Here is a 26,018-nt window from a genome sequence, read left to right on the forward strand (position 1 = left end):
AGAGTAAAAAAATGCTAAAAAAATTCTCAATAGCAGTACTGATACTCATCGCGCTGCCCTTTATTATCGCGCTATTTGTACAGAAAGAGTATTCGGTAGTGACTAATATCACCATAGATAAACCTGTGGTTGAAGTGTTTGATTATGTGAAGTATTTAAAGAATCAGGATAACTTCAGCGTCTGGGCACAGATGGATCCTGATATGGTTAAAAGCTATCGCGGTACTGACGGAACCGTAGGTTTTGTATCTCGTTGGGAAAGCCAACTGGAGGATGTTGGAGTTGGTGAGCAGGAGATCATGCGCATTGATGAAGGCAAGCGTATTGATTTCGAGTTGCGATTCTTTTCGCCTTTTGAGTCAACCGACCCCGCTTTTATGAGCACTGAAGCCGTAGGTGCTGAGCAAACCTTGGTGCAGTGGGGTTTTGATGGTCATTTAGAATACCCAATGAACCTGATGTTCCTGTTTCTAGATTTCGAAACTATGATTGGCAACGATCTTAACCAAGGGCTTGAGCAGTTAAAGCAACAGCTTGAATCACAGTGAGCTTAGCTTGCATAGGTAAGCCGAAACGGTTAAAAATCTATAATAATAACGATAAGCTAGGAAATAATATGACAGAGGCCCATCACCCGTTAACGGACTTTATTGAGTATCCTGAAGACGAAATGCTTGTGCGCGCAGAGCAAAACTATCAAGACGTTAAACGTCGTCACTCGATTCGTAAGTTCTCTGACAGAGCTGTACCAAAAGAGATCATTGAAAAATGTATTCTAGCGGCGGGAACAGCCCCTAACGGTGCTAACCACCAACCTTGGCACTTTGTCGCGATAAGTAGCCCTGAAATTAAAGCGCAAATTCGTCATGAGGCAGAGGCATTAGAGCAGGCTTTTTATGCTGGGCGAGCCGGTGAAGAGTGGCTCGATGCGTTAAAGCCTTTAGGCACAAATGCCAGCAAACCCTATCTTGAACATGCACCTTGGTTAATTGCGATTTTCAGTAAGAAGCGCAGCGAAGAAGAGGGTGAGCAGAAGACTAACTACTATGTGCATGAGTCGGTGGGGATCGCGACAGGTTTTTTGATCCAAGCATTACACAATGCGGGACTAGGAACGCTTACTCATACTCCCAAACCTATGTCTTTTCTCAGTAAAGTCTGTGGCAGAGATAATTCAAACGAACGACCTTATATGCTGATTATTGCGGGTTATCCAAGTGAGGATGCAACGGTGCCAGAACATGCGCTGCAAAAGAAAGAGTTGGCAGAGATCTGCGACTTTATCTAAAAGCTAAAAAGATAAAAAAAGAGCATAGCGTCAGTCGACGGTATGCTCTTTTTATGGCTTGTTAAGCTAGCGCTTAAAGCGAAGCGTGTGGCCCAAATACCTCGTAGTGAATGCGCTCAGCTTCGACTCCAAGCTCTATCAGCTGTTGCTTAGCAAACTGCATAAAAGCAACTGGTCCACACAAGTAATAGTCGCCATGTTCAATCGGCAGTGCATCTCTCAGCGTGGCAAAATTCATAAAACCTTGGTGTATGTTGCTAACATTAGTAACTTCATTTGATTGAGCAATATCGCGGTACCATGTGTGATGTTGTAGATCTAAACTTAGCCCTAGTGTTTCCACTCGTTGGTTAAATGAGTGCTGCTCTACGCCTTCGCAGGCATGCAGGTAGAATACTGGCTTAGCGAAAGACTTAGCCGCCAACATCTCCAGCATTGATTGCATCGGTGTCACCCCTACACCGGCTGAAATAAGTACTACAGGGGCTTCACGCTCCTCGTAGTGAAAATCGCCAGCGGGTGGGTAGACATCAAGACTGTCGCCAACATTCATGTGATCATGCAGATAGTTCGATACTACACCAGGCGTTGCTTGTGCTTCACGCTTAACTGAGATGCGGTATTGCTTACCATTAGGTTTATCCGATAGTGAGTACTGACGCATTTCACGATATTCATGTTCAGCAGGCTCTACACAAATTCCAAGGTACTGGCCGGGTTCAAAATCAATAACTGCTAGGCCATCTACAGGAGTAAGCACAAAGCTTGTTACCAGCTCTGATTCTTTAGTTTTGTTGGTAATTGTAAACTGCCGCGCACCTTGCCAGCCGCCAGTTTCATTGGCACTTCTATGGTAAAGGGCACCTTCGCGCTCGATAAAGATCCCTGCGAGTACACCGTAAGCTGCGCCCCAAGCTTCTTCGACTTCAGGAGTAAAAGCATCTGGTGCTAATTCTCTTAGGGTCTCAAGTAGGTGATGACCAACGATTGGATAATGCTCTGGCTGAATATTAAAGCTGGTGTGTTTATGGGCGATGCGCTCTACAGCGCCAGTTAATGCACCCAAGTTATCAATGTTTTTAGCATAGGCTGCAACGGCATTGAAAAGGGCTGCGGGCTGGCCGCCAGAATGCTGATGGCTCAAGTTGAAGATATGTTTTAGCTCTGGATTGTGGCTAAACATACGTTTATAAAAGTGTTCGGTGATGGCAGTACCAGCAGACTCTAATAATGGAATGGTGCTCTTAACTATGCTGATATGTTTTTCAGATAACATCTAAATATCCTTAATCAATTTTGTGCTCGAAAGCGGCACTGTTAGGGTGTGATTTCTGGTTATAATTTTTCAGAATCTATTCTGATTCGACGCTAAAAATTCGCTTTAGTTCGGCCTTGGACGCACAAGGATCAGGCTGTAGTGCCAGATGAATAAACTGAAGGCGACTACCCAGCAAGTTGCGCTAATATCCCAAGCCAAGATAGGCTGCTGAGCTAACGGTAATATCACTCGTGCTAAGGCTCCTGCAAGAATAAGCATGAAGGCGATATTGATTGAAAAGTGAGGCTTTAATGGTCGACCGGTATGGCCTAATGAGACGCGGGCAATCATCGCGAGGATCATCGCGCCGAGTGTACCGACCGTGATTAAGTGTAGCGCATCAGCAAAACGTAATGCGTCAATATGATAGCTAGCCCCGAGCGCAATCAAGCCCAGTGCTAAAGCTAAGTATGAACCGTGCAGTGACCATAATAATGGCACCTTTAAAGTGGCTAGGCTATTCCAGTTGAACAAACGCAGTAGGTGCATAACACCTGCTAATATCAGTAACGTTGCTGGAGTGAAAGGAAGCTCGATAAAGTAGCCTGTAAAAAAGACGGCCAGTCCAAGTAGAGAAACCCAAGGTAACCATTTATCAAGTTGCGGTGTTGATTTTACCTTGGCATTTTCAGCACCTCTGCCGGTGAAAAATGGAATGACGCGGCCACCAATAATGCCGACTAACAAACAAAACAGTAAAATAGCGCAGCGAGAAAGGTGCATTGCTAACTCTGTGTAGCCATTTATATCAGCCAATAAAAATCCAATATTAAATGACATCATTGCCGTTAGTAATGGAATGAATTGATAGTTACGACTACTTTTAGCTTTAATCACCATATTGGCCAAATAACCAATCGAGATAAGCCACCAAGATGCTTGCAGTGCGACCGCTGCTAGCTGCAGTTTGGGGTCGTTCGACCAGAGTAAGCCACGTACCGCTAGCCAGATTAGTGTTAGCGCTATTAGTGGTAAACCGTTTATGCTGCGGCGGTTAGTCCAGGTCTGGGCGGCAGTGAGCAAAAAGCCAACCGCAATGGTTGCTGCAAAACCAAATAACATTTCATGGATATGCCAAACAACAGGGCTTAGGCCTGTTGTTGCTAGGCTAGGTAGCTGGCCATGTAAAAAGAGTAGCCAAGCTGCAATGCTAAGCACTGATGAGAACGTGGCAGCTAAAAACCAAGGTCTGAAAGCAAGCTCCCATAAAGGCATATCGCTGATCTTGCTCAACAATGAATCAGGTTTTATTACCACAGCCTCTACTTCACCGCTGGCTGAGAGTACTTGCTTGGTCTTGGGAGCGCTAATCGTTTGCATCAGTATTGTTGTCCAAATGGTAGTCATAAACAGTAATTGCGATCAAAATTCTTTCGTAGGGCGTTGCTACAACTGTAAGTGCCCCATGCCATCGAGCCCTATGCAGCGCATCACGTAGCCAATTTTTACTGCGGTCGCAAACAGTATCAAACCGATGTGGCTAGCTACTTGTGCCCACAATGAAAAACTATCTGCATAGGAGTAACCGACTAAAATGCACAACAGTAAGCCAATGATCGCAATCAACATGGTGCTATTGCCGCCAATCAGTGCATGTGAATAAAATCGATTCGATGCCGCACCGAGTTGCACTAACGTACGTTGCTTGACTGTTGATGTAGCAGAAAGCTGAATGTTTTGCTTTTGAGTTAACTCGTCGACTAAATCTTCGTGAGAGTAGGGCATTGATTGTGTTGTTATCATGAGTTTGCTCCATTTGCTCTGCTACAGTGTGCTTGAACTAGAGTACTGCGATAACCGTGCCAACATTCACGGTAGTGATAATTACTAGCATTTAGCCTCCTAACTGAATGGGTGTAGTCATTTTGACTACACTTGATTGTAGTCATAAAGACTCGTTGGTGTGTTTTTGATGGATAATGGCTAGCGTGATAAGCTAAAGCCAGTTTTAGTTAATTAGGTTTACTGTTCTTGTGAGTGAAATATCTTCTGCAGCTTTGGTTCAACTCGCCCTAGATCTCACCAATAGCCTGACAAATCATGACAGATTTGAGCGCTTACTTAATACTGTGCGCCATACTGTTAATTGTGACGCTGTGGTGCTGCTACATGTGCAAGGTGAGTATTTGAAGCCGCTAGCACTACAAGGTCTGACTAAAGAAACTTTAGGCCGTCGATTTGAGATCGCTGCTCATCCAAGGTTTGAGCTAATATCTTCATCGCAAACACCGGTTCGTTTTGCTGCAGATAGCAAGTTAGCGGATCCCTATGATGGACTGCTGCTTTCCCATGAAGGAGACCTCCCTGTGCATGCTTGTATGGGGTTACCACTATTGTCAGATGACAAACTGATCGGTATTTTGACTTTAGACAGTATGGTTCCCAATGTATTCGATGAGATCCCTAAACGTACACTAGACATCATTGCTGCAATGTCAGCAGCCACCTTAAACACAGCGATATTATTACAGCAGCTTGAGCAGCTTTCTAAACATAATCAGCAGGTTGTTGCTGAGCTGACCCACGAAGCGTTAGTTAAGGACGGTGGCGAGCTCATCGGTAACAGCGAGATCATGGTGAAACTCAAGCGTGAAATCGAGATGGTTGCAGCCTCTAATTTTTCTATTTTAATCGAGGGCGAAACCGGCGTGGGTAAGGAGTTGGTGGCCAGAACTCTACATCGACAATCTAGTCGCAGCGAAGGACCTTTGGTTTATGTTAACTGCGCCGCGCTACCTGAAAGCCTAATTGAGAGTGAGCTGTTTGGTCACGTTAAAGGTGCATTTACAGGCGCCGATCGAAATCGAACTGGTAAGTTCAGCCTCGCGAGCGGCGGCACCATATTTTTAGATGAAATTGGCGAGTTACCACTGGCGGTACAAAGTAAGTTACTTAGGGCGCTGCAGAATCAAGAGATCCAAGTTGTAGGTAAAGACGATGTTGAGTATGTCGACGTGCGCATTCTAGCTGCAACCAATAGACAACTAAAAGTAGAGGTCGAGCAGGGGCGTTTTCGCGCCGATCTGTATCACCGTCTGAGTGTGTATCCCGTTATTGTCCCGCCATTAAGGCAACGTGAAGGCGATATCAGTTTGCTTAGTGGCTACTTTATTGAATTAATGCGGCGTAAGCTTGGCATGAGTCAGTTGACCTTAAATGCCAGCGCGATAAAAATGCTAAATCAATATGACTGGCCCGGTAATGTACGTGAGCTAGAGCACGTTATTAGTCGAGCAGCGTTGCGAGCTCGAAGTGAGAGCACTGCAGCTATAGTGCGTATAGGGCTCACCCATTTGGCTTTATTGTTGCCGAATAGTCCTCAAGAGGATGATAGCAAGGAACAAGCTGAAGAGTCGGCACTGCAGATCGAGGTGTTAGCGCAGGGAAACCTTAAACAGCAGACCGATGATTTTCAGCGGCAACGTATTTTGCAAACCTTGACTCAGTATTATGGCAACTGGTCCGCAACCGCTAAAGCACTGCAGATGGATCGCGCTAACTTAAATCGTTTGGCAAAACGTTTGGGTATTCGTGTGAGCAAGAGTATTGTGATTGAAGTTGGTGAGGCTGGGGTGGACAATGGATAAAGCTAATATTCTTGGTAACTTGGCTAAAGATCTTACTGAAGAGCAGTTTGAGGTAATCGTAAATACAGACAGCGTTTTAGTCGAGCGTATTATCTCTAAAGCCCACGTGACTCCTGCTGGACAGTGGTATGATCAGGAACGCAGCGAATGGGTGATGGTGATGCAGGGCGCGGCTAAATTGGAGTTTAAAACGGGTGAAATGGTGAGCTTAAAGCAAGGCGACTATGTCAATATTGGCGCCCATGTAAAGCATCGTGTTGCTTGGACTAGCGAGCAAACTGAGACAATTTGGTTGGCGGTACATTACTAATTTTAAGTCGTTATTAGCCACTATAGATAGTAAATCAATAAGGAAGATAGTCACTATGCAACATGACAAATGGACATGTATTAAGTGTAACAATAGAGAGTTTGAAACTGGTGAAATTCGTGTGTCAGGTGGCTTTTGGTCACGTATTTTTGATATGCAGAACAAGCGTTATTACGCAGTGACTTGTAGCAACTGCAGCTATACCGAATTTTATAAAGGAAAATCTTCCGCCTTAGGTAACGCCTTCGATCTGTTTACTTAAGTGATTCCTTATAAATCGTACTGGATTAATGAGAAATTAATCAGACGGTTAACTTCCTCCTAGTAAGTCACTCTTCTCGATTGATACTGACTAGCCGTTGATGTTCTTCATTAATGGCTAGTATTGCTGAGTATATTAGCTAACGCCAAATGTGAGATTTTGCTATAATCTTCGCCCCAAATAATAGTCTTTTCCTTTTTGAGTGATTTTTTTATGAGCAATGTTGGCATCTTCAGACCTAATGAAAAGCCTGCTGGTGAGCCTTTGGCGCCACTAGAAACCAATTCTAATCGTCTTGAGTTGTTAGCGCCTGCTAAAAATGCAGACTTTGGTATTGAAGCTGTTCGCCATGGTGCTGATGCTGTATATATCGGCGGCCCAGCATTTGGCGCTCGTGCAACCGCAGGTAATAGTGTCGAAGACATTGCTCGTCTATGTACCTTTGCTCATCAATATCACGCTCAAGTTTTTGTTGCTATCAATACTATCTTGATGGATGAAGGGGAGCTTGAAGCGGCACAAAAGCTGATTTGGCAAGTTTATGAAGCCGGTGCTGATGCGCTGATCGTGCAAGACATGGGGATCCTCCAACTCGACTTACCGCCAATTGCGCTGCATGCCAGTACCCAGATGGATAACCGAAATCCTGAAAAAGTGGCATTTTTAGAGCAGGTTGGTTTTTCGCAAGTTGTGCTTGCCCGTGAACTTGGCTTGAGCCAGATCCGTGATGTTGCTGCTAAAACCAATATGCAAATTGAATTCTTTATTCATGGCGCGCTATGTGTTGCTTACAGTGGTTTGTGTAATTTAAGTCACTCTTTCAGTAACCGTAGTGCTAACCGTGGTGAATGTTCTCAATTGTGTCGTTTACCGGGCGATTTAAAGACCCGTCAAGGTGAAGTGCTAGCGCAGAATGAACACTTACTATCATTAAAAGACAATAACCAAACAGATAACTTAGAAGCGTTAATTGATGCCGGTGTACGCTCATTTAAAATTGAAGGCCGCCTTAAAGATCTCAGCTACGTAAAAAATGTGACTGCTCATTATCGCCAAGAGCTGGATAAGATTATCGCTAAGCGTCCGGAGTTTAGTGCATCATCCCATGGTCGTTGCGAACATACTTTTACGCCTGATCCAGAGAAAACTTTCAACCGCGGCAAAACCGATTATTTTGTCCATGAACGTAGCCAGGGGATGAATGACTTCCGTTCACCAAAATATATTGGTGAAGAAGTCGCAACCGTTAAGCGTATAGGCAAAGATTTTATTGAAGTCGCCTCGGAGCATACGTTCAACAATGGTGATGGTCTATGCTTTTTCCCAAGTAACTATGCCGAAGCTAAACAGTCGGACGACAAGTTAAAAGGGCTGCGAGTCAATCGCGCAGACGGCTTAAAGCTATTTGTTGCCCGTATGCCTAAAGAGCTACAGGTCGGCATGACCATTTATCGAAACCATAATCAGGCCTTTGAAGCGGTATTGGCGAAAGAATCTGCCAAGCGAATTATTGGCGTCGATATTACCCTTAGCGATAGTGATGAGGGCGTGTCATTGACCATGACTGATGTCTACGGTCACACTGCAACACAGTCTTTAGTTTGCGAAAAAACGCCGGCCACCGATGTTGAAAAGGCACTAAAAGGCTTACGTAAACAGCTGGGTAAACTGGGTAGTACCGACTTTAATGCTCAACAGATTAACATTGAAACAGCACAGGCGTGGTTTATTCCTACCTCTGTACTAAATGGCTTACGACGTGACACAGTGGCAGCACTAGAGTTGGCACGAGTCAATGATTATCAACGGCCTAAAGCATGGGAGTATAATCGTGATGCGGTATACCCAATGAAGCACTTAAGCTACTTAGGTAATGTGGCTAATGATAAGGCGAAAGCGTTTTATCAGCGTCATGGGGTTATTGATATTCAAGACACCTATGAGAAAAACGGTGTTACTGAAGATGTACCATTAATGGTTACTAAGCACTGCCTGCGCTTTAACTTTAATTTGTGCCCGAAAGAGGTGCCAGGGATTAAAGCCGATCCTATGGTGTTAGAAATAGGCAAAGATGTATTAAAGCTGGTTTTTGATTGCCCTAAATGTGAAATGCTGGTGGTTGCAGAAAACAGGCAAGTGCCCAGCTCACAGAAAGTGTAAACAGTAAAAAGAATCGCCTTATGGCGATTTTTTTATGCCTCATGTAAGTTATAGCTATCAGTTTACATTGAATAAAGATAGCTATGAACTCGTAGGGCTACTGCAGTTCTATACATAAAATATTAAGGAAAATAAAATGGGATTGTTAGATTCGCTGATGGGAAATGCTTCTGAGGTTAACCTTGAAGAGCTAACTGAAGAACTTAGCCCGATTATGGCTGACAATGAGTCACTGGCTCTGGCATATAAAGTGGTTAGAGACATGTTTGTGTTTACCAACAAGCGGTTAATTCTCATTGATAAACAGGGAGTAACGGGTAAGAAGGTTAGCTACCATTCTGTACCGTATAAAGCGATTACTCATTTTGAAGTAGAAACCGCGGGTCGGTTTGATATGGATGCAGAGCTAAAGTTATGGATTTCTGGGCAAAAAGATCCATTAGTTAAAGAGCTAAAGCGTGGCACTGATGTGGTCGGCATTCAAAAGACTATCGCTAACTTTTCGCTGTAAGTCCCGTGCTTATCACGTTTGCTACTCAGTCAATGGCCGCAGCACATTTAGCTGCGGTTGCTCCAGCGCCAACTTGGCTTGCTGAGTATGTCTTGGCCTATAATCTCAGTTTGCCCTAACTGCTTATCCAGCTCTATCAAATTACAATCTTCAAACTGATTCAGTGAGTTAATTAGTCGATTGGCATGGGAAACTACCCATAACTGACAGCGCTCGGAGGCTTTAACGATTAAGCGAGAAAGCGCTGGCAGTAGATCGGGGTGCAAACTCGTTTCAGGCTCATTAAGTACCATCAATTCTGGCGGACGTGGAGTCAGCAATGCTGCGACCAGTAAGAGGTAGCGTAAGGTTCCGTCTGATAGTTCAGCAGCATTAAGTGGCCTTAACAAACCTTGTTGATGAAACTTAAGGCTCAACATGCCATTTGACTCATATTCAATGACCACATGAGCGCCCGGAAACGCGTCGCTTAAAGCGGTATCGAACGCTTCTCTATCGCCCACTTCAAAAATGGTTTGAATCGCGGAGGCTAGATCTCTGCCGTCATGATGTAGAACCGGTGTGCGGGTTCCAAGCTGTGGTTTACGGGCTGGAGCGTCGCTGTCACTGCGAAAGTGATCGTAAAAGCGCCAAGCGCGAATGTTATCGCGTAGGCGGATCACCTCGGGCGTTCGCTCAGGGTCAGCAAGTTCAGTAAAGATACTATCGCTATGCTGCATATGGACATTCAAGGTTTGCCAGCCAGCAGGTTTATCCTTGCCAGTACGGCTTTTGACTAAGGCAGAGCGGCGTTCAACCAGCACAGTGGATGGGCGATAAACATTACCAACCCAAATTGCCTCACGCTTAATTTGCGGATCTAAACCGAATAGAGTGGTGGAGTCGGGCTTAGGTAAGCCAAGCTCAATTAAGTAACTGAATTCGTCGCTGGCAAAACCAAGCTTTAACCGTTTGACCTCTTGCCTAACGGTCGGCTCAACCGGTGTTTCCCCAGCAAGCATCGCACGCGAAAGTGTTTCAGGCCCGGCCCAAAAGCTAGAGTCTAATCCACCTTCTAGGGCCAGTGCGTTGACGACTCCACCTTGAGCTGTTTGAGCCAATAGCCTTAGCGCTTTGTAAAGGTTGGATTTACCACTGCCATTGGCCCCTGTCACCAGGTTTAGCTGTGCCAGTGGTATAGTAATATCACGTAAAGAGCGATAGTTTTTAATGGCAAGTGCGGTTAGCATTTAGAGCTCATGTCTGACAATAGGTTAGGTATCACTTTAACGAGCAATTAATACTACTGTCTATGGTGTATTTATAATTAGGCTTGTTGATACTAAACGTAATCGCTATATTAGTTTTCTGATCTTTTATCGATTAGACCAACACCTCATTAAGCACTCTTTGCCAGTTTTGTCCCATGATCTTATCGCGTTGGTTACTCGTAAAGCCTGCCTTACCCAGCGCCAAGTCAATACGCTCCATGCGATCGATATGGTTCAGTTCAGGGATCACCACATGCACAGGTTCAACATCGTAACCGAGTACATTTTTCTCTCGTAGGCTATGCCACCAATCAAGATACTGCTTAACCCCTTCAGCGTTGTTGTTATTAAGTTTTAGTAGATTTTTCTGGCCTCTAAGGGGGTAATCATTGGCAATAGCGACGGCATCAATCCCAGCCACTTTAGCGACATGCTTCAAATGGCTTATATAGTGCTCTGTTGTCGGTACTTTATCGTTAGTAAGCCAAAAGCTCATCATAAATACCCCAAACAGGCCGCCGGTATCACTAATGGCTTTAATCACTTCATCAGGGCTGCAACGTGCATGATTAACAATAGCGCGCACAGCGCCATGGCTTTGTACGATTGGGGATCTGCTTATTTTTGCAGTGTCGAGCGCAGCTTGCGGACTTGAGTGGCTGACATCCACTAGAATGTTTTTCTGATTGAGTTTATCAATGAGCGCTTCACCCGCTTTGGTTAACGGCAGGTTTAAGCCGCCACTGGCATCGTTATCCAATGCCCCGCCGCTAAATCGGTTACCGTAATGGTGAGTAAGCTGCAGGGCGCGTAGACCTTGAGCATGAAATTCATCGACTTGGTTTAAGTTGTTATCAATACTCTCCTCAACGCAGTCAGCGCCTTGGATTTGAAAAAACACAGCGGTGCGATCGGTCTGCTTTGCCCGTTTGATATCAGAGCTATTTAGGCCAAGGATCAACTTATCCCTGTTAGCCTCAACTCGGCTTTTTGCCTCTGCAATACTTTTGATACAAGCTTTATAAGTACGCTTATAGTTAGTGGTGCCATCGGGCTGTTTAATGGCTTCGATGGCAGATATGTCACAAAGATAAGCATCAATTTTGGAGCTGCTTAGGTCTGCTAAGTCATCAGGAAGAAAGCAAAGGCCATCAATAAATAGGCGCCGTTCGTTACTGGCTAGCGCGGGCAGAGAACCGAGTTGGCTCAAGATGGTGCCAGCGGTAATTCCTTTAATCAGTTGACGTCTATTAATTAGGTTTTGCATATTTGTCCTTTGTCTTCATTAGATTAGCGACACTTATCGTTATGCTTGCCATATTAGCCTATATGTCTTTATGAGTTCAAAATGGATCTAGCGGATTGTGGATTATTGCTTTTCATCAGTCTTATATGAGGCGTTCTAAACAACTATTACGGCATACTTCACCGCGAGTTTTTGGCTTGTTTGGTGGGTTTATTCGACTATTCGACGGCTTGACAATGGTTAACTCTTCAGTGAGTATCGAGGCCAAATTGAAGTGAAATCGTTAATAATTAAAAGCTTTTAAATTAAAGCCTAATATAAAAATAAATGTAAATTGAGGAAATGGCTATGTTGCATCGTGCATTAATGCTCGCTCTATTATTGGTATTGCCAGCGTCGGCTCAGGCTGAGAACTATTCTATTGGCACGGGTGGCCAAAGTGGGATCTATTACCCTTTTGGTGGCGCCTTAGCCAAAGTTTGGTCTGATAAGGTTCCTGAAGTAAACGTAAAAGCTGAAGTGACTGCCGCATCAGTAGAGAACACTATTAAGGTGGTGCGTGGTGACATGATTGCCGGGATTGCAATGGGTAATGTGGTACTTGATGCTTATAAAGGGGAAGGCAAATTTAGAAGTGCCATGCCTGTAAATACCTTGTTCGCGCTATACCCGAACTTAGTCCATGCAATCAGTTTAGAAAATTCAGGTATTACCTCTCTAGCCGATCTTAAAGGCAAGCGTATCTCTTTGGGCGCGCCAGCGAGCGGCACCGCGGTAACTTCTGCTGCGTTACTGGAATCTATTGGTATTGATGTAAAAAAAGATATTAAAGCGGTTTATCTGAATTACTCAGAGACCACTAACGCATTAGCTAACGGTCAGATTGATGCCGGCTTTATTGTGGGTGGCCAAGGCGTTGGCGCAGTGACTCAAGTTGCACTGACGCATAAAGTTAATATCATTCCGGTCTCAGCAGCGGAGAGTGCGGCATTTATCAAGCAAAACCCAGCTTATAGCAGCTATACCATACCTGCCGATGTCTATAACAACGTGGGCGCTGTGCCGACACTCAGCGTGTGGAATGTGATTGTGGTGAGCGCTAAGATGAGTGATGAGATGGCATTCAATCTTACAAAAGCAGCCTTTGAAAACATGAGCGAAGTACAAAAAGTGGTGAAAGTGGCTGAAGCTACAACCCCTGATAATGCAGGTCGGTTAGAAGGTGTGCCATTGCACCCTGGCGCGCAAAAGTACCTAGACTCGTTGGCTAAATAGTTTACTTTTCAGTAAGCGATTCTTGAAGTCGACTATCTGCAACAGTTAATCAATGACTGTTAAAACCATTAATAAAGGCAGCTTTGGGTTGCCTTTATTTTATTTAGCTTATATCCCAAATGCCCGCAATCTATCACCGATTGAACATGAGTGGCGGAGCATTTGAGAGTAGATAATTTGAGGACATGCTATGAGCCCTCTTCAACAAAATAGTGATGCGGATGCGACAACTGAAGCGCCTGTTGTAATACCACTTCCCCATGAATCGACCGTTAAGTATCTCGGTTACGTGATTCTTGCCATCGCGGTGGCGCTGTCATCATTCCAAATATGGCAGGGGATCACCTCAACCATTTCGGCTACCTACTTTCGTCCAGTGCACTTGTGCTGGGTATTGGTATTGATCTTTTTACATTACCCACTGATAAGTAATCGATATAACAAGGGCTATATGCTCGGTCGCGTGACCGATCTACTGTTGTGTGGACTGACCGTTTTTGCCGGATATCGGATGCTGATCTTCGACTACAACGATATTGACCACCTGTTGTATGGCTTAGGCAATATCGACCTAGCGGCTGGTTGCGCCTTGCTACTGTTATTATTGGAAGGGTGTCGCCGCACTGTCGGTTGGGTGATGGTGATGATTGCTGGGCTATTTTTAGCTTACAGCGCATTTGGTGATATGTTGCCGGGCGCGTTAGCAACTAAAGCCTACTCGTTGCAGGAGCTTATTCAATTCCAGATCTTCTCTGCGAATGGGGTATTTGGCTCCGCCTTGGGGATTGCCGCGACCACAGTGTTCATTTTTGTACTATTTGGTGCTTTTCTTGAGGTCACTGGTGCAGGCAAGTTCTTTATCGATTTGGCTTTCTCTATTGCGGGGAAATATCGTGGTGGGCCTGCCAAAGCTGCGGTTTTAGCATCTGCGGGTTTAGGTTCCATTTCTGGCTCCGCTATCGCCAATACAGTGACCACAGGCTCGGTAACGATTCCGATGATGAAGAAGCTTGGCTATACGCCTGAGCAGTCCGCAGGCATTGAAGCCGCTGCATCAACGGGTGGGCAGATCATGCCGCCAATTATGGGGGCGGGCGCTTTTGTTATGGCGCAGTTTACGGGCGTGCCCTATAGCGACATTATGCTGGCATCAATCGCACCGGCTATTCTCTACTTTTTCTGTACTTTATTGTACGTGCATCTAATGGCTTGTAAGTTAAATCTGCAAGCAGCTAGTCGCACAGAGGCTGTTATCGAGGTAATGAAACAAGGGGCACATCATCTTATTCCACTGGTGATTATCACTGTGCTATTGATGATGGCTTACTCGCCATTGTTGGTTGGTGTTGCCGGCTGCGCCGCGATACTACTTACCGCCGCTTTACGTAAACATAGCCGTATAGGCCTTAGTAAATTTATCTCAGGAATGAAAAGTGGGGCGCTAATGGCGCTGCCTATTTCAGTTGCGTGTGGTGCTGCAGGCATTATTGTTGGCGTGGTGGGGCAAACTGGCATTGGGCTGCAGTTTACCCAGTTTGTGATGGATTTCTCTGGCGGTTATATGCTGGTGGCCTTGGGCTTAATCAGTATCGTCGCCTTAGTATTAGGCATGGGTTTACCAGTAACTGCTGCTTACATCGTATTGGCCGTGATGGCTGTACCTATGTTGGGCGACTTTGGCTTACCGCTACTCACTGCGCATCTAATCGTATTTTGGTTATCGCAGACATCTAACGTGACACCACCGATTGCACTGGCGGCATTTGCAGGGGCAGGTGTTGCTAATGCCAATCCAATGAAGTCCTCAGTTGAAGCGTTTAAGCTAGCAGGAGGCCTGTTTATGATCCCGATAATGATGGCTTATACCGACTTACTCAATCCGGATGCAGGTGTATTGGCATTTGGATTTGCCATACTGCAAACGGCGACGATTATCTTGGCGTTAGCAATTGCGATTGAAGGTTATCTGCTGCGCGCTTTATCAAGCGTTGAGCGTATTATTGCTTTTGCTGCAGTGCCACTGGTGTTGTTCAATCCATTTGGTGCGGGCTTTGTTGGCATGTTGATTATATTGGGCTTGTTGGTCAAGCAGTGGAAAACCATGGTAAAGGTAGCTGTTTAGTATTTTAGTACCAGCCAAGTGCAGACTTGGCTGGTACTGGATTTAGCCGATGAAGCTTGGCGTTACTTGCTATCAACAGCACCTGCTTTAATCGCTTGTGCTAACGCCAGTAAACCATTGGTACGAGATGGGCTTAGCTGACCTTGTAAGCCAAGCTGAGTAAAATAATCATCTGCATCGAATGCGTTAATTTCTGCACTCGTTTTGCCATTACAGGCAATCAATAATAGTGTGACCAACCCTTTAACTATGCGAGCATCGCTGTCTGCAAGAAAGTAATGCTTGCCATCTATTTCACTGTGATACAACCAAGCATCACTTTCGCAGCCTCTAACCTGAGCGCTTTCAACACGGTATTTATCGGCAAGTTTAGTTAAGCTTTTACCTAGTAACATAATATGGCGGTAACGTTCTTGCCAGTTGTTTGCTTGTTGAAATAGCGCTAACGTTGCCTGAGCCGATTGGCTGAACTCTACTGCTAAAAAATCTGCTGTTGAAGGTTGGATTGACTGACTCATACTCGACCTAAGATTAATGTAATGGTGATTGATTAATATAGTTGTAAAGAATATTAACTGACTTATGTAACCGTCAGCTTTTGATTTAAAGCAGCCTAGCATCTGGTGGCTATAACAGCAGCTCTTTCACTGACTTCATTGCGGTTATAAAGTTGTCGATATCGGCTTTATTGCTATAAACCCCAATTGAAGCGCGGCAACAACCATTAAGCTGTAATATTTGCATCAGAGGCATGGCACAGTGGTGGCCGCAGCGAACCGCGATCCCCTGTTGATCAAGTAAGATCCCCACGTCTTGATGATGCTCTCCAGCTAGATTAAAGGCGACGGCACCAAGGTTATCGCTATGAGCGCCGTATAGCTCTATATCACCTAAGCCTTGCAGTGAATCTTGTAAGTAAACCAATAAAGCTTGCTCTGCTTCCCGCACTAGCGTTTTAGGCAATGCATTAAGGAAGTCGATTGCAGCGCCTAAACCGATAACTTCAGCAATTGGCGGCGTGCCAGCTTCTAGCCTGTTAGGCAGCTGATTAAATACAGTGCCGCTAAAACTGACGCTTTTTATCATCTCACCGCCAGTCATCAATGGGGCAAGCATATCCAGTTGTTCAAAGCGACCATAGAGCACACCGATCCCCGTCGGTCCATACATCTTATGGCCTGAGAATACGTAAAAGTCGCAATCTATCGCTTGAACATCAACATCCATGTGGGCGATGGCTTGGGCACCATCGACTAAGGTTAACGCACCCACTTGCTTGGCTTTAGCCACAAGCTCAGCTACTGGATTTACTGTGCCTAGCACGTTTGACACATGACTTAGCGCGACAATTGCAGGGCGCTCGGTTAATAGCGTATCGAAAGCGGTAATATCTAAACGGCAATCGCCAGTTAAAGGAATGGGTTTAACAATTGCGCCAGTACGCTGTGCCAGCTCTTGCCACGGCACGATATTAGCGTGATGCGCTGCGCTATCAATTAAAATCAGCTCGCCTGGCTTTAGCTGTGAGGTAAGGCCGTGGGCGACGATATTTATCGACTCAGTGGTGCCGTGGGTAAAAATGATCTCTTCGCGGCGCTCAGCACAAATCAACTGGCGAAGCTTGTCGCGCACTGCTTCATATTGAGTGGTTGCTCGGGCTGATAGTTGATGCGCTGCGCGGTGCACGTTGGCATTATCGAATTGATAGTAGTGATTCATGGCATCAATCACCTGTTGCGGTTTCTGGCTGGTGGCGGCGGTGTCTAAATAGCACAGCGGGTAGCCGTCGTTAGACTGAGCAAGCGCAGGGAACTGTGACCGTAACGTTGAGAGATCCATTAATTTGACCTGTGGATTAGAATGCGCGCAGATCTTGTAAGATCTGCGCCTTTAATGCAAGCCTATTTATATCGGTTATTTACTAAGGGCAAGGCAAGCGATATAGCTGTGCCAGCTCATTAAGACGCGATTGCAACTCTGGTGAGATACTGCAATGAATGCTATAGATATTCTCTTTTAGCTGCTCAAGGTTGGTGGCGCCGATAATATTTGAGCCAACAAATTTTTGCTGATTAACAAAGGCCAGTGCCATTTGTGCTGGGCTAATATTGAATTCTTTAGCTAGCTCAACGTAAGCATTGGTCGCCTCAAGCGCCATTTCAGATCCTGTATAACGAGCAAAGCGCTTAAACAAAGTTAGTCTAGCGCCTTCAGGCCATTGGTCATTGAGATACTTGCCCGATAGTGCCCCAAATGCGAGCGGGGAATATGCAAGCAATGGTACCTCTTCGCGATGGCTTATCTCAGCCATACCGACCTCATAGCTGCGATTGAGCAGGTTGTAAGGGTTTTGCACAGAGACAATCTTCGGTAGGCCATGTTTTTCGGCAAGCTGTAGGTACTTCATAAAGCCCCAAGGGGTTTCATTAGAGATGCCGATATACCGGATTTTACCTGCAGTGACTAAATCAGCTAATGCCTCAAGGGTTTCAATTATCGGTGTTTGCTGCTCGTTATCATCTTGTTGGCTATAGCTCAATTCGCCAAAGAAGTTAGTATTACGATCGGGCCAGTGGATCTGATAAAGATCAATCGTGTCCAGCTGTAAACGCGCTAATGATGAATCGACGGCCTGATGAATATTACGCCAGTCTAATGCCATATTGGGGCGAATATAATCGCTCTTACCACCGGGACCAGAAACTTTGCTGGCGATGATGAGGTTGTCGCGATTACCGCGCTGCTTAAGGTAGTTGCCGAGGATCGTTTCTGTTGCTCCCTGAGTCTCTGCTTTAGGAGGAACTGGGTACATCTCTGCTGTATCGATGAAGTTAACACCTTCAGCAATGGCATAATCAAGTTGCTCAAACGCTTCGGCTTGAGTATTTTGCTCGCCCCATGTCATAGTGCCTAAACAAATCTCACTGACGTCTAAGCTTGAGTGTGGCAGACGTTTATATTCCATAATTAAACTCTCTTCTAATCGAATGCAGTGATAACGAGAGCGCTAAGTTGCCAAGAAAGCGATTAGATCGCTATAGCGCATGATAGTAGCTGATTTCAGTTGTTGAGCACTCCAATCCGTAGGAAGAACTCAATATGCCTCAACTCTGAGGCTAGCAAGCTTTTACTGGAAACACTATCTTTGTTATGTGCCTTTTTAGGTGGCTGATTCTGGAGGAAGCGATAAAAGCATCACTATTTCACAAGCATCGTGACCTGTATCCCCGAGTGGTTTGTCTAAATGCTTAAAACCTAAAGATTCATAAAGCTTTATTGCTTCTTTTAAATCGGCAGTGGTTTCGAGATAACAAGCGTCATAACCTTGCTCTGTGGCAAAACCGATAGCTTGCAGCGCTAACCGCCTAGCAAAGCCTTTACCTCGCAGAGCCTGAGAAAAGTACATCTTTTGCAGTTCACATACGCCAGGTTGATTGTTCAGTGGTGCGATGCCGCCCCCGCCAAGGATCTGTCCGTCCTGTTCAATCACCCAATAACAAGCATTGCTTTGTTGATAGACTTCGCTGAGACTATCGAGAGTAGGATCTGATACTCCGTAGCCTTTATCTGCAGTGAGTCCATATTCAGCTGAAACGTCACGAATGATCTGCGCCATAGCCGCATTATCGGCAGGCTCAATAGTTCTAATGTTATAACCGATTTGCGCTTTAGATTGCATAACGGCTTTATTGTATTGACTCAGTGATTGCTCTATTTGTGAGATCTGTGCCACTGGCAGTTGCGCCATAATCTCATTGAACTGCTGGTTCTGTTGGTTATCAAGCTTAATCAGCTGCTTTTTGCCGCTGGCCGTTAATTGGGCCACTAGACTGCGGTTATCTTTGGGATTGGCTGTGGTTTTAGCAAATCCCTTCTCAACTAAATGACTCACTGCGCGGCTGGCATTAGATTTATCAATATTGAGTAATTCAGCTAACTGTTTAATCGAGTAGTTGCTCTGGCCTAACTCTATCAGTGTGTGGGCTTGCACTGGTGACAAGGGCTGATTACCGCAGGCAGCATCGAGCAAACCTAATTGGCGAATAAGTTGTCTTGATAAGCGGCGTAATTGAGAAGCTTGGCAGAGAGGCTGAGGCATAGTGAAATTATTTAGACCCATTTAGTTGCGACTTGCATCTAACTTACGAGGACTACTAAGTAAAATCAAGTGGATCTTAACTATTGGAACTTAAGTATTAAGTTAACTACTAAAATTTGCTTGGTCAATAGCTACTTCAGACTGACCAAGCTTTAGTTTTATAGGCTAAACAGTTCAGGGTTAAGCATCGGAGCCATTGCAAGAATAATAGCTTGGGTGTAAATACTCTGGCGAGTTGCATGCCCTTTGGTCAGTAATGCTATTGCACCACCTTGCTGCTTAATGTTGACGGTATTAAACATGCTGTCCATGACGTTACCTAGCTCCTCACCTTGAGTTAAAGCTTGGTATACCTTCATAGGCAGTGGCAGTAATGCACTGCGGCCAACACTGACCTGTTGTTTATGGGCAATGGCGATATGCGCGAATGTAGCCGGACCATGGTCAAATAGGTCGACACCGCCTTCCATCGCAAGAAAGTAATCGGCTTGGTAGTTTTCCATGCAGTACTTAACTCGGTTTACAGCGCCTGCTTGGGTCTCGCTTTCTGTCATGGGCTGATCGGCCACAAGCGAGGGCGCATGAACACCTTCACACTCGATCGTCACTTCAGGAAAGAGCGTGCTTAATGCCGATTTTGCCGCGCCAACTTTTACTGGATTTTTTGAGCCAACGATAATTCGAACTACTTGTGTCATAGGGAGGCACTTTTCTATTTAGGTATAGTTGAAATTATTTCACATAAAGCGAGTCATTGGTGATTAATTTCAGCTGTTTTTACAAGGCTTATTTTTGCTGTAAATAGCAACGTTTTCTACCTCTAATAGGGAGGCTAATAAATAGGCCAAAACTATTTTTCTATATTAATCATTAGATTGACTAATGCTTAGGTTTTTCGAGGCTAAAAATGGCGTGATCTATGTCGCATTAACGCTGGAGAATGCTGGTTTGGATCGCAAAAAGTGTGGTTTTTAGACCTATGTCCGCTACTCATTTTTGTCTTCGCTAGACTTTACATCAGAATTTAATTAATTAGGTGATATTCGTGTTAAATCTAGGTTCAATTGGGTTATCAAACTGCAATAAAAATGAAAATTCATTACATGAAATAAGCGATATAGCTCCCAATATGCGCACATTGTGAAATTCAATTACAAAATGCGTAGCCAGATCAATTTATCTGCCCTGCATTAGGATTACCTTAACCGCGAAAATTACTCCTTAGATACAAATCTACAGGTGTTAACAAACACCTTAAAGGTAAAGCTAATGCAAAAAGATGCGATACGTGCACAAGAAGTGACCTTAGATGATGTAGCGACGACTAAGTCGTTACCTTGGACACGACAAGATACGACTTGGATGTTGAGTTTGTTTGGTACCGCAGTAGGTGCTGGCATACTATTTTTACCGATTAATGCTGGTATGGGTGGCTTTTGGCCTCTTGTGCTGATGGCAGCGATTATTGGCCCAATGACTTACCTTGCTCACCGTGGCTTATCTCGTTTTGTTTGTTCATCAAGCAAGCCTGGTAGCGATATTACCGATGTTGTTGAAGAGCACTTTGGTGTTGGCGCTGGTAAAGCGATTACCATGCTGTACTTCTTCGCTATCTATCCAATTGTTTTGATCTACGGCGTAGGTATTACCAACACCGTTGATAGCTTTATTGTTAACCAACTTGGTATGGCGTCGCCTCCACGCTTCTTACTTTCTGGTGCGCTTATTATTGCGATGATGTCAGTCATGGTTGCAGGTGAGAAGTTTATGCTTAAGGTGACTCAGCTTTTGGTATACCCACTGGTTGCTATCTTGGCATTTATGTCTTTCTACCTTATACCTGACTGGAAAATGGACGCACTGAACGTTGTACCTAGCACTGGTGCTTTCTTGGGCACTGTTTGGTTGACTATTCCAGTACTTATCTTTGCATTTAACCATTCTCCAGCTATTTCACAGTTCTCTGTGGCACTTAAGCGTGAGCATGGTCAAAATGCAGCGCGTAAAGCTGACTCTATTTTGCGTAACACCACTATGATGTTAGTGGGCTTTGTGATGTTGTTTGTGTTCTCTTGTGTATTATCACTCTCTCCAGCACAGCTTGCTGAAGCCAAGGCAAATAACTTACCAATCCTTTCTTACCTCGCTAACGTACATGACAGCGGGTTTGTAAGTTACTTCGGCCCTATCATCGCTTTTGTTGCCATCATCTCTTCTTTCTTCGGTCACTACATGGGCGCAACTGAAGGCATGAAAGGCATTATTAGCAAGCAACTTCGTTCAAGCAACAAAGAAGTATCAGACAAGAAACTAAATAAGTTTATCTTAGGCTTTATGTTCTTCACCATCTGGGCCGTAGCGGTAATCAACCCAAGCATCTTAGGAATGATTGAAGCACTCGGTGGGCCGATTATTGCGGCAATCCTGTACCTTATGCCTATGTATGCAATTCACAAGGTGCCTGCTTTAGCGCCATATCGTGGCCGCGTGAGTAACATCTTTGTTGTGGTTGCTGGTCTGCTTTCTATGACTGCAATTCTGTTTGGACTTATGTCTTAACTGAGTAGCTCTATCGGGTGTTTATCGCTATCCCTAATGGCTTTAAACCCCGACGATTTAAATACAATGTTTGACCTTGGGCTAGAAAGTCTTTTAGCCCTTCCTCTGTTTTCGAGGTAATTCTATGTTTAGCGCATTTGATATTTTTAAGATAGGTGTGGGTCCGTCGAGCTCTCACACTGTCGGGCCGATGAAGGCCGCCAAAGAGTTTATCGACGACCTACATCAAGCAAATCAATTTGAAAAAGTCACTCGCTTAAGTGTTGAGATCTTTGGGTCATTGTCACTCACAGGCAAAGGACACCATACTGATATCGCCATTATTATGGGCTTAGGTGGTAACACACCCGAAAGTGTCGATATCGAGTCAATTCCGCATTTTATTAGCGAGGTTGAGAAAACAGAAAAGCTGCCAATGGGCAAAGAACAGCGACTCGTCGACTTTGGACGTGACGCCGTTATTTTCCACAACTATGCGCTACCAATGCATGAGAACGGCATGATGTTGCACGCTTATGCAGGTGACCAAAGAATCATGAGTAACACTTATTATTCAATAGGTGGCGGTTTTATTGTTGAAGAAGCGCAGTTTGGTAAAGCAGTCGAAAATCCAGTTAGCGTGCCTTATCCCTTTAACTACGCTGACGAGTTGCTAGCAACATGCAATGAAACTGGCATGAGCATTAGTACCATAATGTTCAAAAATGAGCTGGCATTTAATAGTGAAGCTGATATCTACCAAGGTTTTGCGGACGTATGGCACACCATGCACTCAGCTATCGAGAAAGGTTGCCAGACTGAAGGCGTATTGTCTGGGCCGTTGCGAGTACCACGTCGTGCCCCAGCACTATACCGCCAGCTATTAACGGGCGAGCGTTTATCACAAGATCCGATGGAGATTGTCGATTGGATTAACGTTTTTGCCATGGCTGTTAGCGAAGAAAATGCTGCTGGTGGCCGAGTGGTAACTTCGCCAACGAATGGTGCCGCAGGTATTATTCCTGCTGTGTTGGCATATTACGACAAGTTTATTAAACCTGTTGGACCACAAGAATATACTCGCTTCTTCTTAGCCGCTGCCGCAATTGGCTCTCTATATAAGCGTAACGCTTCTATATCTGGTGCTGAAGTGGGTTGTCAGGGTGAGGTTGGTGTGGCGTGTTCAATGGCTGCTGCAGGCCTTGCTGAGGTTATGGGCGGCAATGCTGCACAAGTTTGTATGGCAGCAGAGATTGGAATGGAGCATAACTTAGGTCTGACGTGCGATCCCGTTGCTGGCCAAGTACAAGTGCCTTGTATTGAGCGGAATGCCATTGCGGCAGTTAAAGCAATTAACTCGTCGCGGATGGCGATGCGTCGTAACTGCCAACCTAAGGTAAGCTTAGATAAAGTGATTGCGACCATGTATGAGACAGGCAAAGATATGCATGTTAAATACCGTGAGACTAGCCAAGGTGGTTTAGCCATTAAAGTCACCAGTATCTGCGGATAAAAGTTAAATTTGTGACTTAAAAAAGGCCATCAGTTGATGGCCTTTTTTAATGAACTCTAATCAATGAAAGCTATTTTTCTTCGTACATTAGATAATAACTTTGATCCATGCCTAGTGCGCTGTATGTTTGCTGCGCTTTGGTATTTTCCTGCTCGACATAGAGTCTGAAGCTGGCTGCACCACCATCTTGCGCTGCGATATCTTTAACCTCTTGATAGAGTTTTTTGTAGATCCCTTGGCGACGGTTTTCTGGGCGAATATAAACGCTTTGGATCCAGTAATAATCTTTAGCGCGCCAGTCACTCCACTCGAAAGTCACCATTAATGAACCCGCGATTTCACCATTCACTTCAGCAACTAGGTAAAAACCTTTCTCTGGCGAATTAAGTAATGTGTTTACACCTTGGTGTAGTACATCGCTATTGAGCGAAAGGCCTTCGGTTTCTAATGCCATTGCTTGGTTGAAGTCTATTAGCGCTTGTAGATCGGTTGATTGGGCTTTACGAATGAGCATATTCAATTCCTCTTTTTTGGCTGATGTTAACATGTACACATGCTAAGTAACTGCAATTTTTCCATTATTAATGGCTATTTTTATTCGACTAAAGTCTAACTCTGCTACACTTTTTCTATAGCTTATTGAAGGTGAGAACGCGATGGAAAATACTCCCCAATCTGATGAGAATAAAGATAATGATGAATGTAAACAGAGGGCTGCTGACTACAAGTCTATTAATCATCCACGCCATTTCGCGGCAACAATAATCACCTTTGGTCTATGGGGACTGGTATGGTGGTGGCTTATTTTGCGTGCTGAAGGTAAGCAAAAACAGATCTTTAGTGGTTTTGATGATGCCTATTGGAGCTACTTAATTGAACGGGATCAACCGCCAGCAGCACTTCACAAGATGAGCTTTAATAAAAATGAAGAAAATATAAAATTTGATGCCTAATATTGCGAATTATTCATTGTAGTCGTGGTTTTTATAGTGAGTAGTTTGTTGAAGGGATCGGCGTGATACAGATCATCTCTCCTGTTTAGTGCCTATGCTAAACTGCCCCGTTATTTTTTAAGCAAGTATCTGCTTGTGTCCTCTTTCTCCAACAGTAGCAAGGTTTAAATATGTCAAAACAACAAACTTCACTTTTTAAAAAAGTGTGGTCAAGCTGGATGTCTGTGCCACTGTGGCTACAGATCATGATTGGTATGCTACTCGGGATCTTAACCGGTATCGGTTTTGGGGAACAAGCAACGGTGCTCAAACCGATCGGCACCCTGTTTGTAAATACCATTAAGATGTTGATTGTGCCTTTGGTATTTTGCTCGCTGATAGTGGGCGTGACCTCGATGCAAGATACTGCCAAGATGGGGCGCATCGGCTTTAAATCTTTTGCCTTCTATTTGGGCACTACCTCAATCGCCATTACTGTCGGTCTTGCCGTTGGACACTTTTTACAGCCTGGTAAAGGGCTGGACATGGTTGCCGAACCCTCAGATCAAGTCGTAAAAGCGGCGCCATCAGTGATGGAAACTTTGATTAATATTGTGCCGACAAATCCTATCGCTGCATTGGCCAGTGGCCAAATCTTGCAAGTGATAGTATTTGCTGTGGCGCTAGGTGTTGCTTTGGTGCTGATTGGTGACCATGGTAAGCCTGCAATCAAAGTCTTTGAAAGTCTTGCTGAAGCCATGTATAAGCTGACAGACTTGGTGATGAAATTAGCACCGTACGGCGTATTTGGCCTTATGGCATGGGTGGCTGGTGAGTATGGTATTGGCATGCTTATGCCTCTGATTAAAGTGATTGTGGCAGTGTATATTGGCTGCTTCCTACATATTGTTGGCTTCTATAGCATAGTGCTGACGGTCTTTGCCAAATTAAACCCAATACAGTTCTTTAAAGGGATCAGCAACGCTATTGCTGTGGCCTTTACTACCTCAAGTTCGGCGGGTACGTTACCTGCGAGTATGAAGTGTGCCAATGAGTATTTAGGGGTTAATAAGAAGATCTCTAGCTTCGTATTACCCCTTGGAACGACCATCAATATGGATGGTACTGCGTTATACCAAGGCGTGACGGCACTGTTTGTAGCACAAGCGTTTGGTATTGACTTAAGCTGGGTCGATTACATCACCATTATCTTAACCGCCACACTTGCCTCAATCGGCACTGCGGGTGTACCGGGCGCAGGTCTGGTGATGCTCACCTTGGTGTTGACGACCGTTGGTTTACCGCTAGAGGGGGTAGCATTGATTGCTGGTATCGACCGAGTGCTTGATATGGCTCGAACCGTGGTGAATGTGTCTGGTGATTTGGTAGCGACAACAGTAATAGCAAAATCTGAAGATGAACTTAATGTTGAGCATTACAATGCGGGTGCTGAAGAAAGCGCTGAAATAGCTGAAAAGCTAAAATCGTAACAGCAGTAGTTCGATAGTAAAAAAACCGCCCAGTTTGGCGGTTTTTTTATGTGTCATCTTTTACTGCTTATAGATAGCTTAACAATATTGGTTACTGCTTACTGCTTACTGCTTACT

The 26,018-nt window shown here is 44.7% G+C and carries 24 protein-coding genes; 13 read left to right on the forward strand and 11 right to left on the reverse strand.

Features of this window, described 5'->3' with window-relative positions:
• The first annotated feature begins 11 nt into the window (after positions 1 to 11).
• Together L2730_RS01095 and L2730_RS01100 are read left to right on the forward strand one after the other, a co-directional pair.
• On the forward strand, positions 12 to 548 hold the full coding sequence (locus L2730_RS01095; RefSeq protein WP_248972899.1) for an SRPBCC family protein: 537 nt from the start codon (positions 12 to 14) through the stop codon (positions 546 to 548).
• Between the two features lie 68 nt (positions 549 to 616).
• Positions 617 to 1,288 carry a nitroreductase family protein gene (locus tag L2730_RS01100; protein WP_248972900.1) on the forward strand — a complete coding sequence of 224 codons (672 nt, stop codon included), beginning with the start codon at positions 617 to 619 and terminating at the stop codon, positions 1,286 to 1,288.
• Positions 1,289 to 1,361: 73 nt separating this feature from the next.
• Here L2730_RS01100 and hmpA read toward each other — a convergent pair whose 3' ends face one another.
• The 3 genes from hmpA to L2730_RS01115 form a co-directional block, all read right to left on the reverse strand.
• The gene (gene hmpA / locus L2730_RS01105; protein WP_248972901.1) at positions 1,362 to 2,564 is read right to left on the reverse strand and encodes an NO-inducible flavohemoprotein; all 1,203 of its coding nucleotides are present in this window, start codon (positions 2,562 to 2,564) and stop codon (positions 1,362 to 1,364) included.
• Between the two features lie 105 nt (positions 2,565 to 2,669).
• Positions 2,670 to 3,926 (reverse strand): NnrS family protein, encoded by a 1,257-nt coding sequence (locus L2730_RS01110; RefSeq protein WP_248972902.1) that lies wholly within the window; start codon positions 3,924 to 3,926, stop codon positions 2,670 to 2,672.
• 66 nt (positions 3,927 to 3,992) lie between these two features.
• Complete coding sequence (locus tag L2730_RS01115) at positions 3,993 to 4,349, reverse strand: hypothetical protein (RefSeq protein WP_248972903.1); 357 nt, start codon at positions 4,347 to 4,349, stop codon at positions 3,993 to 3,995.
• 230 nt (positions 4,350 to 4,579) lie between these two features.
• Here L2730_RS01115 and norR point away from each other — a divergent pair, with 230 nt between their 5' ends.
• From norR to L2730_RS01140, 5 genes are all read left to right on the forward strand, one after another.
• Positions 4,580 to 6,193, forward strand: coding sequence for a nitric oxide reductase transcriptional regulator NorR (gene norR, locus L2730_RS01120; protein WP_248972904.1), 1,614 nt, complete (start codon positions 4,580 to 4,582; stop codon positions 6,191 to 6,193).
• Positions 6,186 to 6,503: a cupin domain-containing protein gene (locus L2730_RS01125; protein WP_248972905.1), complete on the forward strand. Its 318-nt coding sequence runs from the start codon at positions 6,186 to 6,188 to the stop codon at positions 6,501 to 6,503. The genes norR and L2730_RS01125 overlap by 8 nt, the downstream gene beginning before the upstream one ends.
• A 55-nt stretch (positions 6,504 to 6,558) precedes the next feature.
• Complete coding sequence (locus L2730_RS01130) at positions 6,559 to 6,765, forward strand: zinc ribbon domain-containing protein (RefSeq protein WP_020914266.1); 207 nt, start codon at positions 6,559 to 6,561, stop codon at positions 6,763 to 6,765.
• Positions 6,766 to 6,978: 213 nt separating this feature from the next.
• Entirely contained in the window at positions 6,979 to 8,925 is a 1,947-nt protein-coding gene (locus tag L2730_RS01135) for a peptidase U32 family protein (RefSeq protein ID WP_248972906.1), read from the forward strand.
• A gap of 136 nt (positions 8,926 to 9,061) precedes the next feature.
• On the forward strand, positions 9,062 to 9,436 hold the full coding sequence (locus tag L2730_RS01140; RefSeq protein WP_248972907.1) for a PH domain-containing protein: 375 nt from the start codon (positions 9,062 to 9,064) through the stop codon (positions 9,434 to 9,436).
• Positions 9,437 to 9,483: 47 nt separating this feature from the next.
• Here L2730_RS01140 and L2730_RS01145 read toward each other — a convergent pair whose 3' ends face one another.
• Positions 9,484 to 10,665 (reverse strand): AAA family ATPase, encoded by a 1,182-nt coding sequence (locus L2730_RS01145; RefSeq protein WP_248972908.1) that lies wholly within the window; start codon positions 10,663 to 10,665, stop codon positions 9,484 to 9,486.
• 133 nt (positions 10,666 to 10,798) lie between these two features.
• Positions 10,799 to 11,953: a membrane dipeptidase gene (locus L2730_RS01150; protein WP_248972909.1), complete on the reverse strand. Its 1,155-nt coding sequence runs from the start codon at positions 11,951 to 11,953 to the stop codon at positions 10,799 to 10,801.
• 327 nt (positions 11,954 to 12,280) lie between these two features.
• On the opposite strand from L2730_RS01150, the gene L2730_RS01155 reads away from it, so the two are divergent.
• Both L2730_RS01155 and L2730_RS01160 read left to right on the forward strand, forming a co-directional pair.
• On the forward strand, positions 12,281 to 13,207 hold the full coding sequence (locus L2730_RS01155) for a TAXI family TRAP transporter solute-binding subunit (RefSeq protein WP_248972910.1): 927 nt from the start codon (positions 12,281 to 12,283) through the stop codon (positions 13,205 to 13,207).
• 190 nt (positions 13,208 to 13,397) lie between these two features.
• Positions 13,398 to 15,329 (forward strand): TRAP transporter permease, encoded by a 1,932-nt coding sequence (locus tag L2730_RS01160; RefSeq protein ID WP_248972911.1) that lies wholly within the window; start codon positions 13,398 to 13,400, stop codon positions 15,327 to 15,329.
• Between the two features lie 62 nt (positions 15,330 to 15,391).
• Here the strand turns inward: L2730_RS01160 and L2730_RS01165 are convergent, their stop codons facing one another.
• The 5 genes from L2730_RS01165 to yjjX all read right to left on the reverse strand — a co-directional run bounded on the left by L2730_RS01165 (position 15,392) and on the right by yjjX (position 20,126).
• Entirely contained in the window at positions 15,392 to 15,847 is a 456-nt protein-coding gene (locus L2730_RS01165; protein WP_248972912.1) for a SufE family protein, read from the reverse strand.
• A gap of 109 nt (positions 15,848 to 15,956) precedes the next feature.
• Positions 15,957 to 17,168 carry a cysteine desulfurase gene (locus tag L2730_RS01170; RefSeq protein ID WP_248972913.1) on the reverse strand — a complete coding sequence of 404 codons (1,212 nt, stop codon included), beginning with the start codon at positions 17,166 to 17,168 and terminating at the stop codon, positions 15,957 to 15,959.
• Positions 17,169 to 17,250: 82 nt separating this feature from the next.
• Positions 17,251 to 18,294 carry an NADP(H)-dependent aldo-keto reductase gene (locus L2730_RS01175; RefSeq protein WP_248972914.1) on the reverse strand — a complete coding sequence of 348 codons (1,044 nt, stop codon included), beginning with the start codon at positions 18,292 to 18,294 and terminating at the stop codon, positions 17,251 to 17,253.
• A gap of 195 nt (positions 18,295 to 18,489) precedes the next feature.
• Entirely contained in the window at positions 18,490 to 19,449 is a 960-nt protein-coding gene (locus L2730_RS01180; RefSeq protein WP_248972915.1) for a bifunctional helix-turn-helix transcriptional regulator/GNAT family N-acetyltransferase, read from the reverse strand.
• Between the two features lie 137 nt (positions 19,450 to 19,586).
• Positions 19,587 to 20,126 carry an inosine/xanthosine triphosphatase gene (gene yjjX, locus L2730_RS01185; protein ID WP_248972916.1) on the reverse strand — a complete coding sequence of 180 codons (540 nt, stop codon included), beginning with the start codon at positions 20,124 to 20,126 and terminating at the stop codon, positions 19,587 to 19,589.
• Positions 20,127 to 20,697: 571 nt separating this feature from the next.
• On the opposite strand from yjjX, the gene L2730_RS01190 reads away from it, so the two are divergent.
• Both L2730_RS01190 and L2730_RS01195 read left to right on the forward strand, forming a co-directional pair.
• Positions 20,698 to 21,987, forward strand: coding sequence for a serine/threonine transporter (locus L2730_RS01190; protein ID WP_248972917.1), 1,290 nt, complete (start codon positions 20,698 to 20,700; stop codon positions 21,985 to 21,987).
• 124 nt (positions 21,988 to 22,111) lie between these two features.
• Entirely contained in the window at positions 22,112 to 23,479 is a 1,368-nt protein-coding gene (locus tag L2730_RS01195) for an L-serine ammonia-lyase (protein WP_248972918.1), read from the forward strand.
• A gap of 70 nt (positions 23,480 to 23,549) precedes the next feature.
• Here the strand turns inward: L2730_RS01195 and L2730_RS01200 are convergent, their stop codons facing one another.
• Positions 23,550 to 23,993, reverse strand: a complete 444-nt coding sequence (locus tag L2730_RS01200) for a GNAT family N-acetyltransferase (protein ID WP_248972919.1) — start codon at positions 23,991 to 23,993, stop codon at positions 23,550 to 23,552.
• Positions 23,994 to 24,135: 142 nt separating this feature from the next.
• Here L2730_RS01200 and L2730_RS01205 point away from each other — a divergent pair, with 142 nt between their 5' ends.
• Complete coding sequence (locus L2730_RS01205) at positions 24,136 to 24,432, forward strand: hypothetical protein (RefSeq protein ID WP_248972920.1); 297 nt, start codon at positions 24,136 to 24,138, stop codon at positions 24,430 to 24,432.
• A 170-nt stretch (positions 24,433 to 24,602) separates the two neighbouring features.
• A complete protein-coding gene (locus L2730_RS01210) occupies positions 24,603 to 25,901 on the forward strand; it encodes a dicarboxylate/amino acid:cation symporter (RefSeq protein ID WP_248972921.1) in 1,299 nt (432 codons plus the stop codon).
• Positions 25,902 to 26,018: the final 117 nt, after the last annotated feature.

The organism is Shewanella kaireitica (assembly GCF_023284045.1).
Taxonomy (GTDB): domain Bacteria; phylum Pseudomonadota; class Gammaproteobacteria; order Enterobacterales; family Shewanellaceae; genus Shewanella; species Shewanella kaireitica.